Below are 24,110 nucleotides of genomic sequence, written 5' to 3' on the forward strand. Positions count from 1 at the left end.
ACACGCGTTCGATTCATTACTCAGAGTTTATGGAACTGGATGGTCGCGATCTCCCAAGGAGACAGGGGAAGGCGGACGGTGCCGTCGGTGACCTGCAGCGGAGCGCCGGGGCGGCCTCTGAGGTCGGTGTGGCGGGCCTCCTGGACAGTGGAGATGACCGCTTCCGTGGGGTTGGGGGTCATGGCGACGACGCGGAGCTCCAGCCAGCCGTCTCGGTCGCGCAGCGAGGTCATGACGACCCCGTCGCCCGTGACCGACAGGCCGGGGGCGGGCTGCGGCATGGGCAGGGAGCGGTCGCCGAGCCCTGGAACCACGAGCAGGTCGTGACGGAACGCCTCCGCGTGGGGGACGACCTTCTCCCATGACCCGAGGTACGGCATGAGCGCCAGGTTCACCGTCCGCAGCCCCCGCGACTGCGCCGCAGGAGTGGGCAGCTGAGGGCCGGCCGGCTCGGGGCGCAGGCTGTTGCGGTTGCGGGAGAGGTAGCCGACCGAGCGCAGCAGGGTGAGCGCCAGCTCGTCGTCGTTCACCTCGTACTCGGTGACGTGCTCAAGGAGTGCGGCCACGCCGCCCGCGGCGACCCAGGAGGAGGCGGGGAAGGTGGGCAGCGGGGTCTCGCCGCAGCCGCCTTCGGAGGTCAGGGGCCGGGTGACGACCGCGAACTGCCCCTCCGCGTGAGACTCGGAGGCGGGCGTGGGCAGCGGAACGTGGAAGCGTACGCGATGGTCGTCGCAGCGGTTGTCGAACTCGACGCGCAGCCGGACGAACGGCTCGCCCGCGCGCAGCTCGACCCGCATGGTGACGACGATCTCCTCCATCTCGGCGCGCCGGTTGAGTGCGGGCACCTCGGGGATGCCTTCGATCGCCTCGGCGGCGGCGGGCCAGCGGTAGGTGCGGCGGACGTCCACGGCGGCGACGATCGGGCCGCTGAGGATCATCTCGGTCTCGACGCTCACCGGCTGGGAGACGACGAGGTCGGCGCGCGGCGGCGCGTAGTTGTAGGTGTCGCCGACGTCGCCGCCGTCCACGATGCGGCCGGCGCCGGTGATCCTGGTGCCGTTGTCGCCGACGATGTCGAGCAGGCCGTCCTCGGCGATGGTGACGCGCACCAGCCCGTTGTCGAGCACCTGGGCGTCGCCGCGGACGGGCAGCGGGGCGTCGTCGGAGCGCAGCCAGCACGACGGGTGGTGCTCGCTGGGCAGCGGTTGCGGCGCGTCGGGGTCGTAGACCTCGTCGCGCGGTGCGGGCCTGACGGTGGTGTGGCCGAGCGGCGGCGCGGTGACGAGCGCGGCGACGGTGCGGCGCTGCTCGGCCTCGATGCGGACGCGGGTGACGCCGTCGATGGCGGCCCGCAGGTCGTCCACGTCGAAGACGACGGACGTCTCGCGCGCCACGGTGAAGGTCAGGGTGCCGTCGTCGACCTTCCAGTCGGTGATGTGCTGGCCGTACAGCTCGGTGCCGTGCACGAAGCTGAGCGCGACGGCCGGGTCCATCTCCTGGTCGAGCAGGAGCGTGGGGGCGTACTCGATGGGCTGGGTGGGCAGGGCCTCGCCGGCGGGGTCGGCGATGGGGTCGGTGCCCTCGACGTCGAGGATCACGACGCCGGAGCGCGTCTGGGGCGTCGGGTTGACGATGACGATGGAGTCGGACGGCGCGGCCTCGGCGAGCCGGGCGGTCACCATGTCGCGGACGGCCTGCCCGAGGTGCTCGGCCTCGGCGATGCGGGCGGCGACCTGCTGGGCGGTGTCGTCCACGCCGCAGCCGGTGACGGAGTCGTGGCCGCTGGCGTCGACGAGCCGCCACCAGGCCATGTCGAGGAAGCGTCCTGGCCACTCCTCGCCCCAGAGCGCGGCGAGCGGCTCGGCGTAACGCTCGACCATCCGCTCGGCGCGGCCCATGGCCTGCTTGACGTGGGCGCGCACGGAGATGACGCCGGGCAGGATGTTGGCGCGGGCGTGGGAGCGCAGCTCGCCGTGGACCTGCGGCAGGCCGTCCACGTCGCCGGAGTACGCGCCGATGTAGCCGGACAGGGTGTCCATGCGGGCGCCGATGGCGGCCACCATCTCGGGCAGGCCGCGTACGGGGGCGGAGTGGTCGGTGCCGTACATCGCGAGCAGCGACCCCTCGGGCCCGTGCCACTCGCGCATGGTCCTGACGAACGCCGCCGCCCGCTCCTTGAGCCCCTCGCTGTCGTGGAACAGGTGGGCCCCGTTGCCGTAGCCGCCGGCCGGGAGGTATTGGGTGCGGATCGCGGTGCCGTCGGGAGCGGTCCAGGCGAAGGCGTCGGTGGTGACGGAGGACGGCACGCCGCGGTAGACGCAGGCGTGCAGCAGCCCGGCCTTACGCAGGATCTGCGGCATCTGGGCGGTGTGGCCGAACATGTCGGGCAGGTAGCCGACCGGCATGGCGCCGCCCAGCTTGTCCGCCCTGTCCATGCCGAGCTCCAGGTTGCGGATGATGTTCTCGCCCGAGCACAGGAACTCGTCGAGCAGGATCTGCCACGGCCCCACGGCCAGCCGCCCGGCCTCGACCAGCGCGGCGATGCGGTCGCGGTTCTCCGGACGCACCTCCAGGTAGTCGTCCACGCAGGCGAGCTGGCCGTCGAGGGTGAAGTGGTAGTCGGGCTCGCGCTCCATGGTGTCGAGCACCTCGTCGAGCAGCGCCACCAGACGCAGCCTGAAGCGCTGGAAGGGCTCGTACCACTCCCGGTCCCAGTGGGTGTGCGGTACGACGACGATCTCCGTGCTCACGCTGCTTCCCCTCCAATGGGCAGTCCGTGCTGTACGGCGTAGCGGGCCGCGATCCGCTGTGCCGTGACGATGTCCTCGAGCCCGCCGCCCGCGTCGGTGAGCGGCGGCGTGCCATCGTTCACGTAAGCATGGAAGGCCGCCAGCTGTACCTCGAATGCCTCAGTCACCTCGCGCCATTCCGCACGGCTCTCGCCTGGGGTGACCACGGTGAGCGTGGTGGGGGCGTTCATGAGGTAGGGCGAGGGGAAGACCAGTTCGAGTGAGCCGCTGTCGTGGTGGATGGCGACGGTCTCGCGGTAGGCCGGGTAGTCCTCCAGGTAGTGCCAGCGCAGGGAGAACCGGCCGGTCTCGGGCAGGGGGCCGGAGATCTCGATGGAGCCGGGCGTCTCGCCCCACGTCTCGACGTACGAGATGTCGGCGGGCGAGCCGGTGAAGCGGCGCAGCAGCGACAGGTCGTGGCAGATGGAGCCGAGTGCGACGCCGTACAGGCCGCGTACGTCCTTCGGCGCGTCGGCGCCGAGCGCCTGGGAGACCAGCTCGTCCTCGGCGGCCCGCAGCGAGGCCAGCAGCCCGGGGTCCACGTCGCGGGCCTGCGTCAGGTTGGCGAAGGCGAGCTGCGACTCCCCGCTCGGGTGCAGCACGGTCACCTCGACGGCCCTGATGGCGGCGGGCCCGCCCAGCTCGGCGAGCAGCTTCTCGGCGCGGCGCACGGCGGGGTCGTACTGCTTCATGTAGCCGACCATGAGCCGCCCTTCGGGCAGCGCCGCCACCTCGGCCCTGGTCAGGGCGAGCGGCTTCTCGCAGAGCACGGCGTAGCCGGCGGACAGCGCCTGCCGCACGGTCTCGCCGTGGGAGCCGGACGCGAGCACGACGACGGCCTCGAACCCGCCGTCGGCCAGCATGTCGGCGACCGCGGTGTAGCGCTTGCCCGCGCCCAGCCGGTCGCCGACGGCGTCGGCCAGCGTCCGCGACAGGTCGCAGACGGCGACCACCTCGAACAGGTCGCGGCGGCGCGACAGCAGCGGCACGTAGACCGCCTGGGTGACGGCGCCGCAACCCACCAGCGCGATTCTCACAGTCCCAAGTCCTTCAGCTTCTGGCGGTTGGCCGCCTGGTCGGCGATGTTCTGGGCGACGCTGCGCCGCCCCGGCAGGGTGTCCTGCTCGACGATGACCCAGCCGGAGTAGTCGATCTCGTCGAGGGTGCGGATGACGGCGGGCAGGTCGAGCTCGCCCTCGCCGAGGAGGGCGAAGCCGCCGCGGCCCATCAGCTCACGCAGGTCCACGCCGTCGGCCAGGGCCTGGGCGAGGATCTCGGTGTCGCCGTCCTTGATGTGCACGTGGGTGACCCGGCTCGCCCACTTGCGCAGGCATTCGACCGGGTCTCCACCGGCCAGCAGCAGGTGGCCGGTGTCCAGGCAGAGCTCGACGTCGGTCAGCTCGAGCAGCCGCTCGACGTCGTCGGGCGTCTCGACGTACGTGCCGAGGTGGTGGTGGTAGGCGGGCTCGAAGCCGCGCTCCCGGCAGCGGTCGGTGGCCTGCTGGATACGGGCGGCGTAGGCCGGCCAGTCGGCCGCGGCCAGGCCGGGAGCGTTCCCGCCGGGCCGCGCGAACCGCTCGGGGGTGCCGGGCGCGGCCAGCGTGGGCCTGGGCGGCAGGTCGCCCTCGGGGGCGGCGGCGAAGAAGTCGAGCGCGCTGTCCAGCCCGGCCAGGTCCTGCTCGAACGCCTGCGCGTCGTGGTAGCGCAGGTCCACCCAGCCGCCCGCGAGCAGCAGCCCGGCGCCGGAGAGCCGCTCGGCCAGCTCGGAGCCGGTGCCGAGGTAGCCGATCGGCCCTGAGTCGATGCCCTCGTAGCCGGCGTCGGCCAGGGCGCGGACCATCTCGTCGGCGGTCAGCGGCGGCGGGGCGTCGCTCAGCTCGAACACGCCGAAGCTGACGGGGGCGTTCGCGACTTTCCTCACGCGCATAGTGCGATCACCTCGTTCTCGTGGGTTTCCAGCCGGTGCGGCCCGTCGATGGCCGGCAGCAGGGCGCGCTCGCCGCGGACGACCTGGCGGGTGCCGTCGGGGCGGACCAGGACCAGGCCGTCGGCGTCCAGTGCGAGCAGCTCGTCGCCGAGGCGCAGCAGGAGCGGCGCGTCGGGGCCCGCTGAGACGGCGGTGCGCCCGGCCTTGACGGCGTCCAGCACCGTGTCCGTGCCGGGGACGGAGCCCTCGGCGAGCACCCAGGTCGTGGGCGCGCCGGGCAGGCCGTCGGAGCCGTGCTTGTGGAAGTCGCTGCCGCCGATCACGATGACGTCGTCGCGCCAGGCGTCGGCCCAGGCGAGCGGCGCGCCCCAGCGGCGGTCCCACCAGCCGGAGTGCCACACCTCGGCGACGCGGGGACGGCGCTCGATGGGCTGCAGCCAGGCGCAGTCGCCGCCGAGCGGATGGTTGATCGACATCACGCCGCCGGCGCGGTCGGCGTGGTCGTGCCAGGAGTCGACGGGCCGGCGGAAGTCCACCCAGCCGACGTCGCCGAACACGTTGGCGTGCCCGCGGTCGGTGGTGACCTCCTGGCCGGGCAGCAGGTGGATGCCCCGGTCGATCTTGCCGAGCCAGGGGTGGTGGCTGACCGTGTTGTGGTCGGTGACGGCGAGGAAGTCGAGGCCGCGCCCGTGGGCCAGCTCGGCCAGCTCGGCGATGGTCAGGCTGCCGTCGCTGTGCACGGTGTGGGCGTGGAAGTCGCCGGCGAACCAGCGCAGGCCGCCGATGTCGGGGATGTCCCTGCGGGGCGGGCGCTCGCCGTGCGGCGGCTCGGCGACGACCGGCTCCGGCGGGGCGACGCGCTCGCAGGTGATGTCGAGCGTGTAGTCGAGGCCCTGCGGCGGGATGCGGTGCAGCCGCAGCCACACGTTCCAGGTGCCGGGCTCGGGCTCGCCCGGCAGGTAGCCGGGGGTGGCCCAGTCGCGGGTGATCGTGTACTCGTCGCGCGCGCCGCCCGACCAGCCGCGGAATCCGTCCGGCGCGCCGCAGCCGAGGTCGAGCACGCCCTGCGACCTGTCGTAGGACAGCTTCACGTGCACGGCGGCGGTGCCGGGCGGCACCTCGAACGGCACTTCGCGCAGGATCCGCTCCAGGCGGTCGTCCAGCGACCAGTGGCCGGTGGTCATACGAGCTCTCCGTTCCGGTAGACGAGCGCGCGGTCGCGGCGGGGCACGGCGAAGCCGTCGTCGCCGACGGCGGGCTCGCTGCCCTCGGGCACCACGGCCTGCACGTTCACGTCGTTGACGTCGAGGGTCACCAGGTGGGAGGCGCCCAGGTTCTCGACGATGGCCACCTTCCCGCCGAACGCCCCGTCGGCGGGCGCGGCGGAGTAGGCGAGGTATTCCGGTCGTACGCCGTACACGATCTTCTCCCCGTCGGACAGCAGCCCCTCGGCCGAGTCGGGGACCGCGACCTTGCAGCCTGCCACGTCCAGCGTGTCACCTCGTACGGTGCCGTCGAGCAGGTTCATCGGCGTGGACCCGATGAACGCGGCGACGAACGTGTTGGCCGGCCGCTGGAACACCTCTGACGGCGTGCCGATCTGCCGGATGTGCCCGGCCTCCATGACGGCCATGCGGTCGGCCATGGCCAGCGCCTCGGCCTGGTCGTGGGTGACGAAGACGGTGGTGACGCCCAGCTCGCGCTGCAGCTTCTTGAGGAACGTCCTGGCCTCCAGCCGCAGCCGGGCGTCGAGGTTGGACAGCGGCTCGTCGAACAGGAACGCCTGCGCCTGCGTGGCCATCACCCTGGCCAGCGCGACGCGCTGCTGCTGCCCGCCGGAGAGCTGGCCCGGCCGCCGGTCCATCAGGTGCTCCAGGCCCAGCCGCGCGCCGACCTCGGCGGCCTTGTCGCGGCGGGTGTTCTTGGCGACCTTCTTGATGCGCAGCGGGTAGGCGATGTTGTCGGTGACGTCCATGTGCGGGAACAGCGCGTAGTCCTGGAACACCATGGCCACGTCGCGGCCGCCCGGCTGCACGCCCGTCACGTCGCGCTCGCCGATGACGACGGCGCCGCCGGTGGCGGTCTCCAGGCCGGCGATCGTGCGCAGCAGCGTGGTCTTGCCGCAGCCGGAGGGACCGAGCAGGGCGAAGAACTCGCCGTCGGGAATGGCCAGGTCGAGCGCGTCGAGCGCTGTCACCCCGCCCGGGTAGACCTTGGTCAGCCCGCGTAGTTCGATGGCGGCCATTAACGCTTGATCCCTCCGTGGAAGCGGAAGCCGTACTTCTTGCTGACGAACAGGTACATGAGGACCACCGGGATCGAGTAGAGCAGCCCGAACGTGGACAGCATGCTGAGGTTGGCCTGCCCGCCCTCGGTGTACAGCGTGTACGTGATCACCGCCGCCGGCTGCTTCTCCACGTCGCTGAGCAGCAGGTACGGCATCAGGAAGTTCCCCCACACGTTGGCCACGGCCCACACGGCGATGGTCGCCAGCCCGGGACGGACGAGGGGAACCACGACGTGCCGGACGATCTGCAGCGGCGTGGCGCCGAAGACGCGGGCCGACTCCTCGTACGACTTCGGCGTCGAGTCCATGAAATCCTTGAGCATGAAGATCGCCGCCGGCAGCAGGCCGCCGGTCAGGATGAGGATGAGCCCCATCTGCGAGTCGATGAGGTTCAGCTCCACCGCGAGCTGGAACAACGGCACCATGGCCGCCGTGCCGGTGATGATCGACGACAGCAGGAGCAGCGCGTACAGCAGGGCGTCGCGGCCGGGCAGCCGCACCCGGCTGAGCGCGTACGCGGCCAGCGCCGAGAAGATCACGACCAGCGCGGCGGTGCCGACCGACAGCACGACCGAGTTCCACAGCGACGGCAGCGCGTACGGGTGCTCGATGACGGCCTGGAAGTTGTCCCAGGTGAAGTCGGGCAGCCGCACCTCGTAGGTGGGGTCGGAGGTGAAGGGCGCGGTGACCAGCCACAGCAGCGGGATCGTGAAGAACGCCAGCAGCACGGCGATCAGCGTGTAGAACCCGATGCGGCCCAGGACGAATCGCGTCATTTCTTGCTCCTGAGCAGCCGCAGGTAGAACACCGCCACGACCAGGTTGATGAGCAGGATGATCGTGGAGACGGCGGCGCCGTAGCCCAGCTCGCCGCCCTGCAGCGCCACCTTGTAGACGTGCACGGCGAGCACCTCGGACTTGCCGTCGGGGCCGCCGGCGGTGAGCAGGAACGGGCTGAAGTCGTTGAACGTCCACAGGCTGATGAGCAGCAGGTTCGTCAGGATGTGGCCCCTGATGTGGGGGAAGACGACGTCCCTGAGCTGCTGCCAGCCGGAGGCGCCGGCCAGGCGGGCGCTCTCCAGGTGGGAGGGCGGCACGTTGCCGAGGGCGGCGCCGTACAACATCATCGAGAACGCGGTGCCGCGCCAGGTGTTGAACACGATGATCGACAGCATCGGGTGGTCGAGCAGCCAGGCCATGCCGGGCATGCCGAGCAGCGCGTTGAGCGTGCCGCCGTCGCGGTCGAGCAGCGCCACCCACAGGAACGACACGATGGCGCTGGGCAGGATCCAGGCCAGGATGACCAGGCCCTCGACGACCCGCTTGAGCGTGCCGCGCTTGTCGCGCAGCAGCCAGGCGATGGTGAAGCCGAGCCCGACCTGGCCGATGACCGCCGAGCCCAGCACGAACTCGACGGTGAGCCAGGTCGAGCTCCAGAACGTCGGGTTCGTGATCGCGTCGAGGAGGTTGTCCAGCCCGACGAACTGCGGATCGGCGGCGGCGATCCCGGTCAGGCGGTAGTTGGTCAGGCCGAGATAGAGCACCCACAGCGCGGGGAAGACGAGGAAGGCCGCGATGAGCAGCAGGGCTGGGGTCATGAAGACCCCGGCCCTGGCCTTGCCCAGGCCCGCCGCGTCCGAGCTGTAGCGGGCCTTGCCGCTCTCGGTCGCTACTTCAGGAGGCGATGTTGCCTGCGCCACCGACGATTCCCTCAAGCTTCTTCTGGTAGTCGGCCGCGGCCTGGTCGGGCGCGGTGCCGCCGGCGACCGCCGCGGTGGCCTCCTGCAGCGCCACCGACACCTGCGGGTAGACGGCGACCGGCGGGCGGTAGGCCGTCACCGGGAGCACCTTCTCCGAGATGTAGGTCAGCAGCGGCTCTCCGGCCAGGATCTCCTTGTTGACGTCCGAGCGCGGGGTGATGCGCACGTTGCCGTCCTTGGTCTCCTCCTTCAGCGCCTCAGGGGAGAGGGTGAAGGCGGCCAGCTCGAACGCCTCCTTGGGGTGCTTGCTGTTGGGGTTGACCGTGCGCAGCGCGCCGCCGGACATGCTGACGAAGTCCTGGCCGCGGATGCCCTTGCCGGGCTCGATGGCGGGGATCATCGCGTAGCCGACGACCTGGTCGCGGTCGGCCATCTTGGCGACGCCGGTCTTGGGGTTGACCACGCCGCGCCAGAAGTAGTCGCCCTCCATCAGAATGCCGACCTTGCCGTCGGCGAACTGCTGGAACGACTTGTCGCGGCCCTTGGCCTCCTGCTGGAGCTTGGGGTCGCCGAGGCCGCCGCCGTAGATCTTCTGGTAGAGGCCGAGGGCGTCCTTGAGCGGCTGGGACGCGCCGGTCCACTTGCCGTCCTGCTGCACCTCGCCGCCCGCGCCGGCGAGCAGCGGCAGCACGCCCTGCATGGAGGTGGCCTCGCCCATGGCGGTGCCGGCGTTGATCTGGATCGGCACGGGCACGCCCGAGCTCTTGAGCTTGGCGCCGGCGTCGAGGATCTCCTGCCAGCTCGTCGGCTGCCAGTCGGCGGGCAGCCCGGCCTTGGCGAAGAGGTTCTTGTTGAAGTAGAGGACGCGGCCGTCGGTGCCGACGGGCAGCGCGTACCTCTTGCCGTTGAACTCGGTCATGCCCTGCACGGCCTCGGGGATCTGGCCCCAGCCGTCCCAGTTGTCGGCCTCGGGGCCGACCAGCTCCGACAGCGGCTTGAGGTAGCCGGCCTCGGCGAACTCGCCGGCCCAGATGCCGTCGATGTCGAGGACGTCCGCGCCCTTGCCGGACTTGAGGTCGAGCGAGAGCTTGGTCTTGTACTGCTCGTCGTCGACGCCGCTGGGTACGAACTTGACCGTGACGTTCTTACCCTTGGCCTTCTGGGCCGCCTCGAACTTCGGGATCACCCAGTCGGCGATGTGCTTCGCGGCGGCGGCGTTCTTGCCGCCCGCGATGGCGTTCTGGGCGATCGTCAGCTCGATGGCGTCACCACCTTCACCGCCGCCGGAGGACTGGCCGCACGCGGCGAGCCCCAGACCGGCCGCGGTGATGACCGCGACCACACCCAATGACCGTTTCCGCAATGCCATGCAAACCCTCCGACGTGTCCATAAAGGGAGGCAGCCATGGGCCAATATGTCATGACATTCAGATGACGTAAAGACCTGGCCATGATCAAGGAAGTGCCCACATGCTGCGCCTTTTCCCAGGCAGGAGCGATCTTCACGACCCGGCGCCCGCAGGGGTGAGCGACAGGGGTTTCGGACGGGGCACACAGCGCAACATAGCGGACATCCGAATGTCATGACAATATGCCATAGTGTCGAGGGTAAGCTCCGTCCCTGGAGGTGCTGTTGTACGACCTGATCACGATCGGCCGCTGCGGCGTCGACGTCTACCCGCTGCAGACCGGGGTCGGCCTGGCCGACGTCGAGACCTTCGGCAAGTTCCTCGGCGGCAGCCCCACCAACGTGGCCGTCGCCGCCGCTCGCCACGGGCTGCGCCCCGCCGTGATCACCGGAGTGGGCGCCGACCCGTTTGGTGACTACGTACGCCGGGCGATCCGCGGCTTCGGCGTGGACGACGCCTTCGTCAGCACCATCGAGGGCGCACCCACCCCCGTGACGTTCTGCGAGATCTTCCCGCCCGACCACTTCCCCATCTACTTCTACCGCGGCGAGCATCCACCTGACCTGCGCATCGAGCCGTCCATGCTCGACCTCGACGCGATCGCCCGCACCCCGCTGTTCTGGTTCTCGCTGACCGGGCTCAGCAAGGAGCCGAGCGCCGCCGCCCACGCCGCCGCGCTCGAGACGCGCACCTCCGGCTGGACCGTCTTCGACCTCGACTACCGGGCGAGCCTCTGGGAGTCGCGCGAGGCCGCCCACGAGGCCGCGCGGCGCGCGCTGCCGCACGCGAACGTGGCTGTGGGCAACCAGGAGGAGGTGGAGGTCGCGGTCGGCGTCCGCGACCCCGAGGCCGCCGCGCAGGCGCTGCTCGACGCGGGCGTACGCGTCGCGATCGTGAAGATGGGCCCCGAGGGCGTGTTCGCGCGCACCGCCGAGGAGAGCGCGCTGGTCGAGCCGATGAAGGTCGAGGTCGTCAACGGCATCGGCGCGGGAGACGCGTTCGGCGGCGCCGTCTGCCTCGGCCTGCTGCGCGGCTGGCCGCTCGAACGCACGCTGCGCTTCGCCAACGCCGCCGGCGCCTTCGTGGCCGCCCGCCTGGCCTGCGCCGACGCCATGCCCACCACGTCCGAGGTGGACGACCTGCTGAACGGGGCCCGCTCGTGAGCGACATCACGCTGCCCAAGGTGGCCGACTACGGGCGGCTCACCCACATCCGTGCCACCAGCCCCGGCGAGATCGCCGCCGCCGCGGCCCGCAGGGAGCGGCGCGGCCTGCCCGGCGAGGGCGAGCGGCTGCTCATCATCGCCGCCGACCACCCGGCGAGGGGCGCGCTCGCCGTGCGCGACCGGCCGCTCGCCATGGCCAGCCGGGTCGACCTGCTCGACCGGCTGCGCGTGGCGCTGGCCAGGCCCGGCGTGGACGGCATCCTGGCCTCCCCCGACGTCCTGGAAGACCTGCTGCTGCTCGGCGCCCTTGAGGGCAAGCTCGCCTTCGGCTCCATGAACAGGGGCGGCCTGGCGGGCTCGGCGTTCGAGCTCGACGACCGCTTCACCGGCTTCGACGCCGACTCCATCGACGCCATGCGGCTCGACGGCGGCAAGATGCTCTGCCGCATCGACCCGTCCGACCCCGCCACGGTCGCCACGCTGGAGTCGTGCGCGCGGGCGGTCAGCGACCTCGCCAGGCGGCGGCTGGTGGCGATGGTGGAGCCGTTCTGGTCAGGCCGTAACGAATCCGGCGTCGTACGCAACGACCTGTCGCCCGACGCGGTGATCAAGGCCATCAGCATCGCCCAGGCCCTCGGCGTGACCTCCGCCTACACCTGGCTGAAGATCCCCGCCGTGGCCGAGATGGAACGCGTCATGGCCGCCACCACGCTGCCCGCGCTGCTCCTCGGCGGCGACCCGCCCGACATCGACGCCGCCTACGCCGACTGGCACCGCGCCCTGAGCCTGCCCGGGGTGCGCGGCCTGGTCGTCGGGCGCGCCCTGCTCTACCCCCCGGACGACGACGTGGCAGCCGCGGTCGACGGTGCCGCGGCCCTGGTGCGAGAGGTTCGCGCATGACCTACCTTCCTCACGGCAAAGCCGCCCGCGACCCCTGGACGGTGGAGGTCACCCCGTCCTCGGCCGGCTGGACGTATTCCGGGCTGCGGGTGACGGACCTGGGCGACGCCCCGGTCACGTTCGAGACCGGCGATGAGGAGCTGCTCGTCCTGCCGCTGGCCGGCTCGTGCACGGTCGTGATCCCTGGCCAGAAGTTCGAGCTGGCCGGGCGGGCCTCCGTCTTCGACGGGCCGTCCGACTTCGCGTACGTGCCGATCGGCACCGAGGTGACGCTGACCGGCGCCGGCCGCGTCGCGCTGCCCTCGGCGCGCGCCACCCGCAGGTTCGACCCGCGCTACGTGCCCGCCTCCGAGGTGCCCGTCGAGATCAGGGGGGCCGGCCAGGCCAGCCGCCAGGTCAACAACTTCTGCGCGCCCGACGCGTTCGAGTGCGACAAGCTGATGGCCGTCGAGGTGCTCACGCCCGGCGGCAACTGGTCCTCCTATCCGCCGCACAAGCACGACACGCCCAACCCCGGCGAGGCGGTGCTGGAGGAGATCTACTACTTCGAGGTCGCCGGCGACGGCCTCGGTTACCAGCGCGTCTACTCCTCCGAGCGGGGCCACATCGACACGCTCGCCGAAGTGGCCTCGGGTGACGTGGTACTCATCCCGTACGGCTACCACGGCCCCTCCATGGCCGCACCCGGCTACGACCTCTACTATCTCAACGTCCTGGCGGGCCCCATGGAGCAGCGGTCGATGGCGTTCTGCGACGACCCGCGCCACGCCTGGATCCGCTCCTCCTGGGCGGGCCAGGACATCGACCCCAGACTGCCGTTCGGGAGGACGTCATGATCCGGTTGACCGTCGCGCAGGCCGTCGTCCGCTTCCTGGCGCAGCAGTGGAGCGAGCGTGACGGCGTCGAACGCCGGTTCTTCGGCGGCGTCGTCGGCATCTTCGGCCACGGCAACGTGGCCGGCGTCGGCCAGGCGCTCGCCACTTCTGGCGACGAGCTGCCCTACTACCTCAGCCGCAACGAGCAGGCGATGGTCCACACGGCCGCCGCCTACGCCCGCGCGAGCAACCGCCTGTCCACGCTGGTGTGCACCGCCTCGATCGGCCCCGGCGCCACCAACATGATCACCGGCGCGGCGGGCGCCACCATCAACCGGCTGCCCGTACTGCTGCTGCCCGGCGACATCTTCTCCACCCGGGTCGCCAGCCCGGTGCTGCAGGAGCTGGAGGACCAGCGGTCCTTCGACGTCTCGGTCAACGACTGCTTCAAGCCGGTCTCCCGCTTCTGGGACCGCATCAACCGGCCGGAGCAGCTGCCGTCCGCGCTGCTCGCCGCCATGCGGGTGCTCACCGACCCGGCCGAGACCGGCGCGGTCACGCTGGCGCTGCCGCAGGACGTCCAGGCCGAGGCGTACGACTGGCCGGAGGAGCTGTTCGCTCGCCGCGTCTGGCACATCCCGCGGCCCAGGCCGGAGCGCGCGGCGCTGGCGCGCGCCGCCGAGCTGCTCCGGTCGGCCGAGCGCCCGCTCATCGTGGCCGGCGGCGGCGCCATCTACGGCGAGGCCACCGGCGCCCTGCGCGCGTTCGCCGAGGCGCACGGCGTGCCGGTGGCCGAGACGCAGGCCGGCAAGGGCGCGCTGCCGTACGGGCATCCGCTCGCGGTCGGCGCGGTCGGCGCCACCGGCACCACGGCCGCCAACGCGCTGGCCCGCGAGGCCGACGTGATCATCGGGGTCGGCACCCGCTACAGCGACTTCACCACCGCCTCCCGCACGATCTTCGCGCCCGGCGCCCGCTTCGTGAACGTCAACGTCACCGGCTTCGACGCGGCCAAGCTGTCCGGGCTGCAGCTCGTCGCCGACGCCCGCGAGGGGCTGAACGACCTGTCCGAGGCGGTTGCCGGCTGGAGCACGCCCGACGGCCACCGCGAGCGCGCCGCCGAGCTCAACCGGGCCTGGGACGCCGCCGTGGACGCCGCGTACGCGGTGGAGCGCACCCCGATCTCGCAGGCCGCGCTGATCGGGGCGGTCAACGCGGCGGCCGGCGACGACGGCGTGGTGGTGTGCGCGGCCGGGTCGATGCCCGGCGACCTGCACAAGCTCTGGCGGCCCAGCGGCCCCGGCAGCTACCACGTCGAGTACGGCTACTCCTGCATGGGCTACGAGATCGCCGGCGGGCTCGGCATCAAGCGGGCCGTTCCGGAGCGCGAGGTGTTCGTGCTGGTGGGCGACGGCTCCTACCTGATGATGGCCCAGGAGCTCGTCACCGCCGTCGCCGACGGCGTCAAGCTCATCGTGGTGCTGGTCGACAACTCCGGCTTCGCCTCCATCGGGCGGCTGTCGGAGAGCGTCGGCGCCGAACGCCTCGGCACCGCCTACCAGGCAGGCGACGGCGGCCCGCTGCCCGTCGACCTCGCCGCCAACGCCGCCAGCCTCGGCGCGACCGTGCTGCGCCCCGAGTCGGTCGCCGACCTGCGCAAGGCGCTCGACACGGCCCGGTCGTCGAACGAGACCACGGTCATCTACGTGTCCACCGACCGCCTGGCCGACGACGTGCCCTCGTCCGAGGCGTGGTGGGACGTGCCCGTGGCGCAGGTCGCCACCACCGACGCCACGCGGACGGCCAAGGAGGAGTACGCGGCCGGCAAGCGCTCCCAGCACGCTCACCTGGCGCCGCCCGCCTAGCCATGGTTGCCCCCGATCGGCCTGGGGAACTCCTCTGACCAGGCACGATCGGGGGGCAAGAGGATGAGGCCGTGGCGGCTGCTCGGGTGGATCGCGGTCGTCGCGGTGGTCCTGTTCTGTCTCCATCACCTGCGTACGGTGGCGCTGTCCATCGTCATCGGGGTCTTCCTGACGGCGCTGCTGGTGCCGCCTGCCCGCTGGCTCAGGTCGCGCGGCGCCGGGCCCGCCCTGGCCACGGCCGTCGTCTTCACCGGCGGCCTGCTGGTGGCCGGTGCGCTGTTCGCGCTGCTGGTGCCGCCCACCGTGGCCAGCCTGTCGGAGCTGAGCGCGAGCGTCGGCAAGGTGCTCGACGACCTGCACCGGCTGGCGGTCCGGCTGGGGTTCGACGACCGGCAGCTGCTCGCGCAGGCGCGCGACTACCTGTCCTCGCGCAACCGGCAGATCACCACCGGGGCGCTGGCCGGGGTCAGGACGGCGGGCGAGATCGTGGTCGGCGCGGTGCTGGCCGTCATCCTGTCCGTCTACTTCGTGCACTCCGGTGACCGGCTCTTCCACTGGCTGACCGCCCTCGCACCCGCCACCGCCCGGCCCAAGCTGGCCGAGACAGGGGCGCTCATCTTCACCGTCATCGGCCGCTACATCAGGGGCGTCGCCATCGTGGGGCTGGTCGACGGGTTCTTCATCGGCGTCGCGCTGTGGATCCTCGGGGTGCCGGTGGCGCTGCCGCTGGCGGTGCTGACGTTCGCGGGGGCGTTCCTGCCGGTGGTGGGGGCGTTCGTCGCCGGGCTGCTGGCCGCCGTGGTCGCGCTCGTCGCCAAGGGGTGGCTGGTCGCGCTGATCGTGGTCGCCGTGACCGTGGCCGTGCAGCAGCTCGAAGGGCACGTGCTGGCGCCGCAGATCTACGGCAAGGCGCTCGACCTGCCCGGCGCGGTGATCCTGGTGGCGATCGCGGTGGGCAGCGTGGTGGCCGGGATCGCGGGCGCGTTCCTGGCCGCGCCGGTGACCTCGGTCATCGTCGCGCTGCTGCACCGTGCCCGCGCCGCCGAAGAACCCGGGCCTCCCGGCCAGGAACCTCCGGGCCACGGCCCGAGCGGCCACGGCCCGACCGGCCCGCCTCCGCAGCCCGCGGGCCCGCACGGAGGCCCGCACGGAGGCCCGCACGGAGGCCCGCACGGAGGCCCGCACGGCCCGCATGGCACACCCCCGCCCGGCCAGGAACCTCCGGGCCCTGGCCCCAGCGGTCAGGGGCCGGGCAGGCTGCGGCCGGTCACCGAGTGCTCGTGAGGGCCGTTCAGAGGAGGAGTTCGAGCTCCAGCTCGTGCCGGATCGGGATCCCGTCCGACTCGGCCGGGATGTCCGGCTTCAGGTCGCGCGCCCGGTCCACCGCGTTCCGGTGGAGGGCGACCAGGTCGAAGCCGTAGCGCTGGTAGAAGCGCAGCGCATGGGTGTTGTCGTTCGTGGTGATCAGGGTGAGCCTGGACAGCCCCTGCGCCACCGCCACCGCCCGTACGGCGTCGAGCAGCGCCGCCCCCACCCCCTTGCCCGGCACGACGGCATTGATGGTGATGACCTCCAGCGAGCCGCCGCGGTCGGCGTACGTGAGCACCCCCGCCACCTCGCCGTCCAGCTCGGCGACGAAGCCGGGCAGCGCGGCGGCGTCGATCAGCTCGCCGCTGCCCAGCGCCATCACGGTGGTGCCCGCCCAGCCGTCGGTGAGCACGCGGGCCACGACACGCTCGTCCTCAGCATCGATGGGACGCACGGATATCGCCATGGCCCCCATTATGTGACGTATGCGATGGGTGACATTCGACTGTTACGGCACTTTGATCGACTGGCGGCACGGCATCCGCACCGGCGCCGAGCTGGTGGCCCCGGGGCAGGGCGAGCGGCTGCTTGAGGCGTACACGCGACACGAGCCCGAGGTGCAGACCACGAAGCCGGTGCTGCGTTACCGGGACGTGCTGGCCGAGACGCTGCGCAGGGCGTGCGCCGAGGAGAAGGTGGACCTGGCCCCCGACGACGCCTCGATCCTGGGCGAGACGATCCCGTACTGGCCGCCGTTCCCCGACGTCGCGGCCGGCCTGGCGGAGCTGCGCGCGGCGGGCTGGCGGCTCGCGCTGCTCACCAACTGCGACCGCGACCTGGTGGCCGGTGCGCTGCGGCGGCTGCCGGTGCCGTTCGAGGCGGTGGTGACGGCGGAGGAGGCGGGGGCGTACAAGCCGGAGTTCGCGCACTTCGAGGTGTTCAGGAGCGCGTACGAGCCGGAGGCATGGGTGCACGTGGCCCAGAGCTACTTCCACGACCAGGTGCCCGCGCACCGGCTCGGCCTGCCGCGCGTGTGGATCAACCGGCTCGGCCATGAGCCGGAGGACCCGTCGGTGATCCAGCGTGTCCAGCCCGGCCTGCACGGCCTGCGCGCCGCCGTCGAGGCCGCGTACGACGAGGCGGCCCGCTAGGAACGCTGATCGAGGACGTCGGCGATGCCCGCGAGGAACGAGTCGACGTCCGCGATCAGATAACCGGCCCTGAACAGCACGGTCGAGAACTTCGCCGTCCGCACCTCCTTGGCCGTCACCGGGTAGTCGGTCGTGCCGCGCAGCGTGGCCACGATGCGGTCGAGGAAGGCGTCCACCTCGTCCTCGTTGTAGCCGGTGCCCATGCGGCCCGAGCGGAAGCCGACCCGTTCGACGCGGGCGGCCTGCGTCTCGAACCACTCCTCGCGCAGCATGTCGCCCGTCGGCTCGGCCATGGCGAGCCGGACGGGCCTCTTGGCCTGCGTCTCCAGCGCCACCACGAACGCCTCCAGCGCGAAGTCCACCGCGGTCTCCTGGTAGCCGCCGCGCACGGCGCGGAACGTCGCGCGGCGCACCTCGTCGGCGGTGACGGGCTCCAGGAGGTGGGAGCCCCGGCCCAAGGTCGACTCGATCCGCCCGATCAGAGCGTCGACCTCGACGGGGTCATAGCCTGAACGCATGCCCATGACGCGTGGAAAGCGGTTCAAGCCTCACTCCTCTTGAGATGTGCTGGGGTGTCTCCATTGTCGGACCTTTATCCCGGCCCTGCGACCCGACATATACGGTTACAGGATCATGCGGCTGTCCAGAGTCTCCTTCCGATATCGAAGACGTGACCCTCTCGTCATCGAAGAGGCCGACGCACGTCTCGCGCCGGGCGACGTGATCGAGCTGACCGGCGCCAACGGGGCAGGCAAGTCCACCCTGCTGCGCCTGCTCGCCGGGCTCGCGAAACCCACTTCGGGTGCGATCACCGAACGTCCGGCGGTCGTCGGCTTCGCCCCCGACCGGCTCCCCACCGGGCAGCCGTTCACGGTGACCGCGTACCTGCGGCACATGTCGCGCGTACGCGGCGGCGCCCGCTGGGAGCCCTGGGCCGAGCGCCTGAACATGGGCCACCTGCTCGACACCGCGCTCGGCGACCTGTCGAAGGGCAGCGCCCACAAGGTGGGCCTGGCGCAGGCGCTGATGGCCGAGCCGGGGCTGCTGATCCTGGACGAGCCGTTCGCCGGCCTCGACGCCGACACGCGCGCGGCGCTGCCCGCGATCGCCGCCGAGGTGGCCGGGCGGGGCGGCATCGTCATCGCCTCCGACCACCAGGGCGGGCTGCGCGACCTGCCCGGCCTGCGGCAGTGGGCCATGATGGACGGCCATCTCAAGGAGGGCACGGCCGCCCCCGCCGCCGTACGCGCCCATGCCACCGTGGAGGTCACCCTGCCCGCCGAAGAGGTTCCGGGCTTCCTGGCCAGGATGCGCGAGGACGGCTACGCGGCCCGCAGGATCGAGGAGAGCCCATGATCGCGCTGGCCGTCTACCGCGTGGCCGCGTACGTCCGCTCGCACCGGGTCTACCAGGCGCTGCTGCTCACCCTGGCCATGCAGGCGATCCTGCACGGCAGCAGGGCCCCTCGCGGCGAGGAGGCCTCCGTCCTGGCCGACGGGGCCGTGCTGCTGATCCCCGTCCTCGCCTGGACGGCCCGCAGCCTGCTCGACACCGAGCCCGACCGGCAGCGGGAGATGTCGGCCGTCCAGGTGGGCGGGCGCGGCAAGGAGGTGGCCGCGGGACTGCTGGCGGCGTTCGCGGCGTGTGCGGTGTTCGCGGCACTCTCCCTGCTCTGGGCCCTCCTGCTCGGCGTCACAGAGCGCCCCTCATCGGGCGTGCTGGCGGCGGCAGTGCTCCTGTACGGAGTGTCGGCCCTGACCGGCACCGCCCTGGGCGCCCTCACCAGCAGGGCCGTGCTCCCCTCACCGGCCGTCTCGGTCATGGCCCTGATACTCGGCTACCTGGCCATGCTCCTGCTCAGCGCCACCGCCCCGACCTGGCTCACCGTGCCGCTGATCGGCTGGATGAAGGCCGCGAACGCCGGCGACCTGGTGACCCGCCTGCCGGAGCTGGGCGCGATCTCCCTGGCCTGGTGCGCCCTCGCCCTGACCGCCTACACCTGGCTCCGCCGCACCCGCACGTAACCTCGACCTCGACCCTTCGCCCAGGCGCCACCCCGCACGGGCCCGCGCGTCGCTTTTCCCGCGCGGGCCGGTTTCTGTGCGGGCCGGTTTCTGTGCGGGCCAGGGTTCTGCGCGGGCCAGGGTTCTGTGCGGGGGCTGGGCGGGTTTTATTCGGCGGCGGCGAGCTGGCCGCAGGCGCCGTCGATCTCGCGGCCGCGCGTGTCGCGGACGGTCACCGGCACGCCGTGGAACTCCAGCCGCCGCACGAACGCCCGCTCGTCCTCCGGCCGGGAGGCCGTCCACTTGGAGCCCGGGGTCGGGTTGAGCGGGATCAGGTTGACGTGCACCAGCTTGTTCTTGACCAGCTTGCCGAGCAGGTCGGCCCGCCACTCCTGGTCGTTGACGTCCTTGATGAGGGCGTACTCGATGGAGACCCGCCGCTTGGTCCGCGCCGTGTACGCCCACGCGGCGTCGAGCACCTCGGCGACCTTCCACCGCGTGTTGATCGGCACCAGCGTGTCGCGCAGCTCGTCGTCGGGCGCGTGCAGCGACAGCGCCAGCGTGACCGGCAGCCCTTCGTCGGCGAGCTTGCCGATGGCCGGCACCAGCCCGACGGTGGAGACCGTGACGCCGCGCGCGGAGATGCCCAGCCCGTGCGGCGCGGGCTCGACCAGCCGCCGCACCGCCCCGATGACCTGCTTGTAGTTGGCCAGCGGCTCGCCCATGCCCATGAACACGACGTTGCTGACCCGCCCGGGCCCGCCGGGCACCTCGCCCGCGGCCAGTGCCCTGGCCCCCGCGACGACCTGCTCGACGATCTCGGCGGTCGACATGTTCCTGGTCAGGCCGGCCTGACCGGTGGCGCAGAACGGGCAGTTCATGCCGCAACCGGCCTGCGACGAGACGCACATGGTGACCCGGTCGGGATAGCGCATGAGCACCGACTCCACCAGCGCCCCGTCGAACAGCTTCCACAGCGTCTTACGCGTGGTGCCGCCGTCGGTGGTCTGCTCTCTGACCGGCGTCAGCAGGTCGGGCAGCAGCGTGGCCAGCCTGTCTCTCGCCGCCGCGGGCAGGTCGGTCATCGCCTGCACGTCGGTGGTGAGGCGCTCGAAGTAGTGGCGCGAGAGCTGGTCGGCGCGGAACGCCTTCTCGCCCAGCTCGGTGACCGCCGCCCGCCGGTCGGCCATCGACAGGTCGGCCAGGTGCCGGGCGGGCTTGGCCCGTCGCGGTGCGACGAAGGTGAGCTGACCAGGAGGCTGGGACACTGTGCTGCCTTTGCTTGAGGGGTTTGCGACCAGGGTAGTGAACGTTCGGATCGGAGGTGGAATTCCTGGTCACTGTGAGGCTCGCGTCCTGGTCTCCGGCCGATCTACAGTCATCTCGTATGGCGATTTTTCGGTCGGCATCTGGCGAGGGTGGCACCGAGGTCGTGCTCGCCGCCGGCAACCCGTACGGGAGCCGGACGCTCGTCGTCGAGCGGGACGAGGACTCCTCGGTAGCTTACCTGTGCTCGCCCGACGGCACGGTCCACGGGGCCGTGTGGCTGGCCAACCATCGTCCCGCACCGCTGGTCGTCGACCTGGCCCGCATCAACGCAGGCCGCCCGCCCCTCATGCCGCGGCCCAACACGCTGCACCCCGACGGCCGCCGCCCGCTGGGGCAGCTGAGCCCGCTGTGGTTCGAGGAGGGCGACGGCGTGGCGCTCTATGAGGACGACGAGCTGCTCGCGGTCATCCCCGGCTGGGCCGACATGAGCCGCGGCATGCCGGGGTACGCCCGCGACGCGGTGGGCGAGTCGCCGTTCGCCTGGGCGCTGTCGGAGGCGCTCGAAGGGCTGCGGCCCCGTATCTCGAACGCCAGATCCTACTGGCGCTGGCGGCACGGCGAGGGGTCGTGGCCGTCGTTCCAGCAGTTCGTGATGGGTCACCTCGACGGGGTGCTGGGCCCGGCGGGCCGCTACTGGGACGCCAGCGGCGAGCGGCTGCCGACCGTCGGCATCACCGAGCGGCCGCCGCACGGCGAGCGGGGCTTCACCGTGCTGTCGACGGTGGGGATGAGCTGCCAGCGCATGCCGACGGTCGAGCAGTGGATCGACCGGCCCGGCGCGTACGCCAGGGTCGAGCTGGCCGTCGCCACCCGCGACGACCCGCGCGACGCGGCGCTGCTGCTGGTGTGGTTGTGTCAATATCCGTGGCACTCGGTGACCTGGCTGGGCCACGGCCACACGGCCAAGTGGTATCACGAGCCGGAGACGTTCCCGCTGGGCCCGCAGTACTCGGGGGTGCTCATGCAGGCCAACCCACCCCATATGCCCGACATGTCAGGATTCGCATTCGGGGGCGAGGCCGTCCGCTGGCTCTGGCTCTCCCCCATCACCGTCCAGGCGATGCAGGCACACCAGCACCCGAGCTAGAAGAAGATCGTCATCAGCAGCCAGACCGGCACCAGCGTCGTCACCAGCGAGTCGAGCCGGTCCATCAACCCGCCGTGCCCCGGCAGGATCGTCCCCAGGTCCTTGATGCCGAGATCCCGCTTGATCATCGACTCGATCAGATCGCCCACGGTCGCGAGGAGCGCGCCCAGCGCCCCGATCAGCGCACCCTGCCACAGCTCGCCGCCCAGCAGCCAGGTCACCAGCCAGCCAGCGACCGCGATGCAGGCCACCAGCGAGCCCGCCAGCCCCTCCCAGGTCTTCTTGGGGCTGATCGCCGTGAGCTGGTGGCGTCCGAACAGCACGCCGGCGATGTAGCCGCCGATGTCGCTCGCCACCGTCACAGCGATGAAGATCAACACCCGGTGGCTGCCGTCGTCGGGCTTGAGCAGCAGCGCCACGAACGCGCTCAGCATCGCCGGGTAGAACAGCGTGAACACCGACGCCGACGCGTCGCGTACGTAACCGTCGGTGCCGGCGCTGAACATCCGCCAGATCAGCAGCACGAACGCGAACACCGCGAACGCCGCCAGCATCCACAGCGGCCCGCCCCAGTAGGCGCCGGCCTGCATCGCCACCAGCCCCACCAGCACCGGCGGAACGGGCACCGCGATGTCGCGGGTGGCGAACGCCCTGGTCAGCTCGACCACACCGACGCCCACGCAGCCCACCACGACCAGGAGGAACAGCTCCTTGACCGTGTAGATGGTCCCGAGGACCAGCGCGCCCAGCACCACCCCGACCGCGATAGCGGCAGGCAGGTTCCTTCCGGTACGGCTGCCGCCGCTCGAGCTGGTGCCAGCCGTACGTTCTTCCACAGACTTCTCCATATGCCACGGCCCCCGCCATCAGCGGCGAGGGCCGCAGTGCAGACCCGCTACGTGAGACGGCCCGCAGGACGCGGCCCGCCGTGCGGCGCGCCGCTCAGACCTCGAGCAGCTCGGCTTCCTTGTGCTTGAGCAGCTCGTCGATCTTGGCGACGTGCTTCTGGGTGAGGTCGTCGAGCTCCTTCTCGGCCCGCCTGACCTCATCCTCGCCCGCCTCGCCGTCCTTGATCATCTTGTCGAGGACCTCTTTGGCGGAGCGGCGGATGTTGCGCACCGACACCTTGGCGTGCTCGCCCTTGCTCCTGGCGACCTTGATGTACTCCTTGCGGCGCTCCTCCGACAGCTCGGGGAACGTCACGCGGATCACCTGGCCGTCGTCCGTGGGGTTGACGCCGAGGTCGGAGTCGCGGATGGCCTTCTCGATCGCGCCCATGGAGCTCTTGTCATAGGGCTGGATGAGGACCATGCGAGCCTCGGGCACGTGGAAGGACGCCAACTGCTGGATCGGCGTCGGCGTGCCGTAGTACTCGGCGTTGATCTTGTTGAACATCGAGGGGGTGACGCGGCCCGTACGGATGGAGGCGAAGTCCTCCTTCGCCACCGATACGGCCTTGTCCATTTTTTCCTCGGCTTCGAGGAGGGTTTCGTCGATCACAGCGGCTCCCTGTCTTCTAGCTGGCGGTGTCGGGCTCGCTCCGTCATTTGCCTGCGGGACTCACCAGCGTGCCGATTTTCTCACCGCGTACCGCGCGCAGGATGTTGCCCTCGCCCATCAGGTCGAAGACCACGATCGGCAGATCGTTGTCCTTGCACAGGCTGATCGCGGTGGCGTCCATGACCGCGAGGTCACGCAGCAGCACCTCGCCGTAGTCGAGGTGGTCGAACCGGACCGCGTCGGGGTTCTTGCGGGGATCGGAGTCGTAGATCCCGTCGACCTGCGTGCCCTTGAGCAGCGCCTCGGCGCCGATCTCCAGGGCCCGCTGGGACGCCGCGGTGTCGGTCGAGAAGTACGGCGAGCCCAGCCCCGCGCCGAAGATGACCACGCGCCCCTTCTCGAGGTGCCTGATCGCCCGGCGCGGCAGGAACGGCTCGGCCACCTGCTGCATGGTGATGGCGGTCTGCACGCGTGTCTCCACGCCCCGCCGTTCGAGGAAGTCCTGCAGGGCCAGGCAGTTGATCACGGTGCCGAGCATGCCCATGTAGTCGGCCCTGGCCCGGTCGATGCCGCCCTGCGACAGGGTGGCGCCGCGGAACATGTTGCCGCCGCCGACCACGACCGAGACCTGGACGCCCTCCTTGACCGCCTCGGCGATCGAGTCGGCCAGATGATCGACCACGACAGGGTCGATGCCCAGCGGCTCGCTGCCGGCGAACGCCTCTCCTGACAGCTTCAACATCACCCGCTTCCACCTCAGCGGGCTCTGCGGGTGTTGAGATGAGGAAGCCGCCGTCCGTGTGGATTCGTGGGCTGACTCCCGGTGGTCCTGCACGGCGGCGGCCTCCTTCATTCGGTGGATCGTTGAGCTCGCGG

At 71.5% G+C, this 24,110-nt stretch carries 23 protein-coding genes; 9 read left to right on the top strand and 14 right to left on the bottom strand.

The window, feature by feature from the left end; genetic code table 11:
• Positions 1-20: 20 nt before the first annotated feature.
• The 8 genes from ACFFR3_RS01425 to ACFFR3_RS01460 are packed head-to-tail and all read right to left on the bottom strand — an operon-like array spanning position 21 to position 10,071.
• On the bottom strand, positions 21-2,750 hold the full coding sequence (locus ACFFR3_RS01425) for a glycoside hydrolase family 38 N-terminal domain-containing protein (protein ID WP_379482474.1): 2,730 nt from the start codon (positions 2,748-2,750) through the stop codon (positions 21-23).
• Positions 2,747-3,826 (bottom strand): Gfo/Idh/MocA family protein, encoded by a 1,080-nt coding sequence (locus tag ACFFR3_RS01430; protein ID WP_364382942.1) that lies wholly within the window; start codon positions 3,824-3,826, stop codon positions 2,747-2,749. The genes ACFFR3_RS01425 and ACFFR3_RS01430 overlap by 4 nt, the downstream gene beginning before the upstream one ends.
• The gene (locus ACFFR3_RS01435) at positions 3,823-4,716 is read right to left on the bottom strand and encodes a TIM barrel protein (RefSeq protein ID WP_379482475.1); all 894 of its coding nucleotides are present in this window, start codon (positions 4,714-4,716) and stop codon (positions 3,823-3,825) included. Before ACFFR3_RS01435 ends, ACFFR3_RS01430 begins: the two co-directional genes overlap by 4 nt.
• Entirely contained in the window at positions 4,707-5,900 is a 1,194-nt protein-coding gene (locus ACFFR3_RS01440) for a CehA/McbA family metallohydrolase (RefSeq protein WP_345398054.1), read from the bottom strand. The genes ACFFR3_RS01435 and ACFFR3_RS01440 overlap by 10 nt, the downstream gene beginning before the upstream one ends.
• On the bottom strand, positions 5,897-6,961 hold the full coding sequence (locus ACFFR3_RS01445; RefSeq protein ID WP_345398051.1) for an ABC transporter ATP-binding protein: 1,065 nt from the start codon (positions 6,959-6,961) through the stop codon (positions 5,897-5,899). The genes ACFFR3_RS01440 and ACFFR3_RS01445 overlap by 4 nt, the downstream gene beginning before the upstream one ends.
• Positions 6,961-7,779, bottom strand: a complete 819-nt coding sequence (locus tag ACFFR3_RS01450; protein WP_345398048.1) for a carbohydrate ABC transporter permease — start codon at positions 7,777-7,779, stop codon at positions 6,961-6,963. Before ACFFR3_RS01450 ends, ACFFR3_RS01445 begins: the two co-directional genes overlap by 1 nt.
• Complete coding sequence (locus ACFFR3_RS01455) at positions 7,776-8,702, bottom strand: carbohydrate ABC transporter permease (RefSeq protein ID WP_345398045.1); 927 nt, start codon at positions 8,700-8,702, stop codon at positions 7,776-7,778. Before ACFFR3_RS01455 ends, ACFFR3_RS01450 begins: the two co-directional genes overlap by 4 nt.
• Positions 8,677-10,071 carry an extracellular solute-binding protein gene (locus ACFFR3_RS01460; protein WP_364382951.1) on the bottom strand — a complete coding sequence of 465 codons (1,395 nt, stop codon included), beginning with the start codon at positions 10,069-10,071 and terminating at the stop codon, positions 8,677-8,679. The genes ACFFR3_RS01455 and ACFFR3_RS01460 overlap by 26 nt, the downstream gene beginning before the upstream one ends.
• 264 nt (positions 10,072-10,335) lie before the next feature.
• On the opposite strand from ACFFR3_RS01460, the gene iolC reads away from it, so the two are divergent.
• The 5 genes from iolC (at position 10,336) to ACFFR3_RS01485 (ending at position 16,140) form a co-directional block, all read left to right on the top strand.
• On the top strand, positions 10,336-11,274 hold the full coding sequence (gene iolC / locus ACFFR3_RS01465; RefSeq protein WP_345409598.1) for a 5-dehydro-2-deoxygluconokinase: 939 nt from the start codon (positions 10,336-10,338) through the stop codon (positions 11,272-11,274).
• The gene (locus tag ACFFR3_RS01470; protein ID WP_379482476.1) at positions 11,271-12,176 is read left to right on the top strand and encodes a Cgl0159 family (beta/alpha)8-fold protein; all 906 of its coding nucleotides are present in this window, start codon (positions 11,271-11,273) and stop codon (positions 12,174-12,176) included. Before iolC ends, ACFFR3_RS01470 begins: the two co-directional genes overlap by 4 nt.
• Positions 12,173-13,012, top strand: coding sequence for a 5-deoxy-glucuronate isomerase (gene iolB, locus ACFFR3_RS01475; RefSeq protein WP_364382957.1), 840 nt, complete (start codon positions 12,173-12,175; stop codon positions 13,010-13,012). Before ACFFR3_RS01470 ends, iolB begins: the two co-directional genes overlap by 4 nt.
• Entirely contained in the window at positions 13,009-14,856 is a 1,848-nt protein-coding gene (gene iolD / locus ACFFR3_RS01480) for a 3D-(3,5/4)-trihydroxycyclohexane-1,2-dione acylhydrolase (decyclizing) (RefSeq protein WP_345398036.1), read from the top strand. The genes iolB and iolD overlap by 4 nt, the downstream gene beginning before the upstream one ends.
• Before the next feature lie 63 nt (positions 14,857-14,919).
• Positions 14,920-16,140, top strand: a complete 1,221-nt coding sequence (locus ACFFR3_RS01485) for an AI-2E family transporter (RefSeq protein WP_379482477.1) — start codon at positions 14,920-14,922, stop codon at positions 16,138-16,140.
• Positions 16,141-16,147: 7 nt separating this feature from the next.
• Here ACFFR3_RS01485 and ACFFR3_RS01490 read toward each other — a convergent pair whose 3' ends face one another.
• Positions 16,148-16,630 carry a GNAT family N-acetyltransferase gene (locus ACFFR3_RS01490; protein WP_364382965.1) on the bottom strand — a complete coding sequence of 161 codons (483 nt, stop codon included), beginning with the start codon at positions 16,628-16,630 and terminating at the stop codon, positions 16,148-16,150.
• A gap of 19 nt (positions 16,631-16,649) precedes the next feature.
• On the opposite strand from ACFFR3_RS01490, the gene ACFFR3_RS01495 reads away from it, so the two are divergent.
• Entirely contained in the window at positions 16,650-17,315 is a 666-nt protein-coding gene (locus ACFFR3_RS01495; RefSeq protein ID WP_364382968.1) for an HAD family hydrolase, read from the top strand.
• On the opposite strand, the gene ACFFR3_RS01500 is transcribed toward ACFFR3_RS01495, so the two are convergent.
• Entirely contained in the window at positions 17,312-17,860 is a 549-nt protein-coding gene (locus tag ACFFR3_RS01500; RefSeq protein ID WP_379482478.1) for a DivIVA domain-containing protein, read from the bottom strand. The genes ACFFR3_RS01495 and ACFFR3_RS01500 overlap by 4 nt on opposite strands.
• A gap of 88 nt (positions 17,861-17,948) precedes the next feature.
• On the opposite strand from ACFFR3_RS01500, the gene ACFFR3_RS01505 reads away from it, so the two are divergent.
• Together ACFFR3_RS01505 and ACFFR3_RS01510 are read left to right on the top strand one after the other, a co-directional pair.
• Positions 17,949-18,671: an ABC transporter ATP-binding protein gene (locus ACFFR3_RS01505; RefSeq protein WP_364382974.1), complete on the top strand. Its 723-nt coding sequence runs from the start codon at positions 17,949-17,951 to the stop codon at positions 18,669-18,671.
• The gene (locus tag ACFFR3_RS01510) at positions 18,668-19,339 is read left to right on the top strand and encodes a hypothetical protein (RefSeq protein ID WP_379482479.1); all 672 of its coding nucleotides are present in this window, start codon (positions 18,668-18,670) and stop codon (positions 19,337-19,339) included. The genes ACFFR3_RS01505 and ACFFR3_RS01510 overlap by 4 nt, the downstream gene beginning before the upstream one ends.
• 146 nt (positions 19,340-19,485) lie before the next feature.
• Here the strand turns inward: ACFFR3_RS01510 and rlmN are convergent, their stop codons facing one another.
• Positions 19,486-20,586, bottom strand: a complete 1,101-nt coding sequence (rlmN, locus tag ACFFR3_RS01515) for a dual-specificity RNA methyltransferase RlmN (protein ID WP_364382980.1) — start codon at positions 20,584-20,586, stop codon at positions 19,486-19,488.
• 119 nt (positions 20,587-20,705) lie between these two features.
• On the opposite strand from rlmN, the gene ACFFR3_RS01520 reads away from it, so the two are divergent.
• Positions 20,706-21,734, top strand: coding sequence for a suppressor of fused domain protein (locus ACFFR3_RS01520; protein ID WP_364382983.1), 1,029 nt, complete (start codon positions 20,706-20,708; stop codon positions 21,732-21,734).
• Here ACFFR3_RS01520 and ACFFR3_RS01525 read toward each other — a convergent pair.
• From ACFFR3_RS01525 to pyrH, 3 genes are all read right to left on the bottom strand, one after another.
• On the bottom strand, positions 21,731-22,570 hold the full coding sequence (locus ACFFR3_RS01525) for a phosphatidate cytidylyltransferase (protein WP_345398012.1): 840 nt from the start codon (positions 22,568-22,570) through the stop codon (positions 21,731-21,733). The two genes, ACFFR3_RS01520 and ACFFR3_RS01525, sit on opposite strands and share 4 nt — an antisense overlap.
• A 106-nt stretch (positions 22,571-22,676) precedes the next feature.
• Positions 22,677-23,234, bottom strand: a complete 558-nt coding sequence (frr, locus tag ACFFR3_RS01530) for a ribosome recycling factor (RefSeq protein WP_355422681.1) — start codon at positions 23,232-23,234, stop codon at positions 22,677-22,679.
• Positions 23,235-23,277: 43 nt separating this feature from the next.
• Entirely contained in the window at positions 23,278-23,976 is a 699-nt protein-coding gene (pyrH, locus tag ACFFR3_RS01535; RefSeq protein WP_355422849.1) for a UMP kinase, read from the bottom strand.
• Positions 23,977-24,110 lie beyond the last annotated feature (134 nt).

The organism is Nonomuraea salmonea (assembly GCF_042428605.1).
Taxonomy (GTDB): Bacteria; Actinomycetota; Actinomycetes; order Streptosporangiales; family Streptosporangiaceae; genus Nonomuraea; species Nonomuraea salmonea.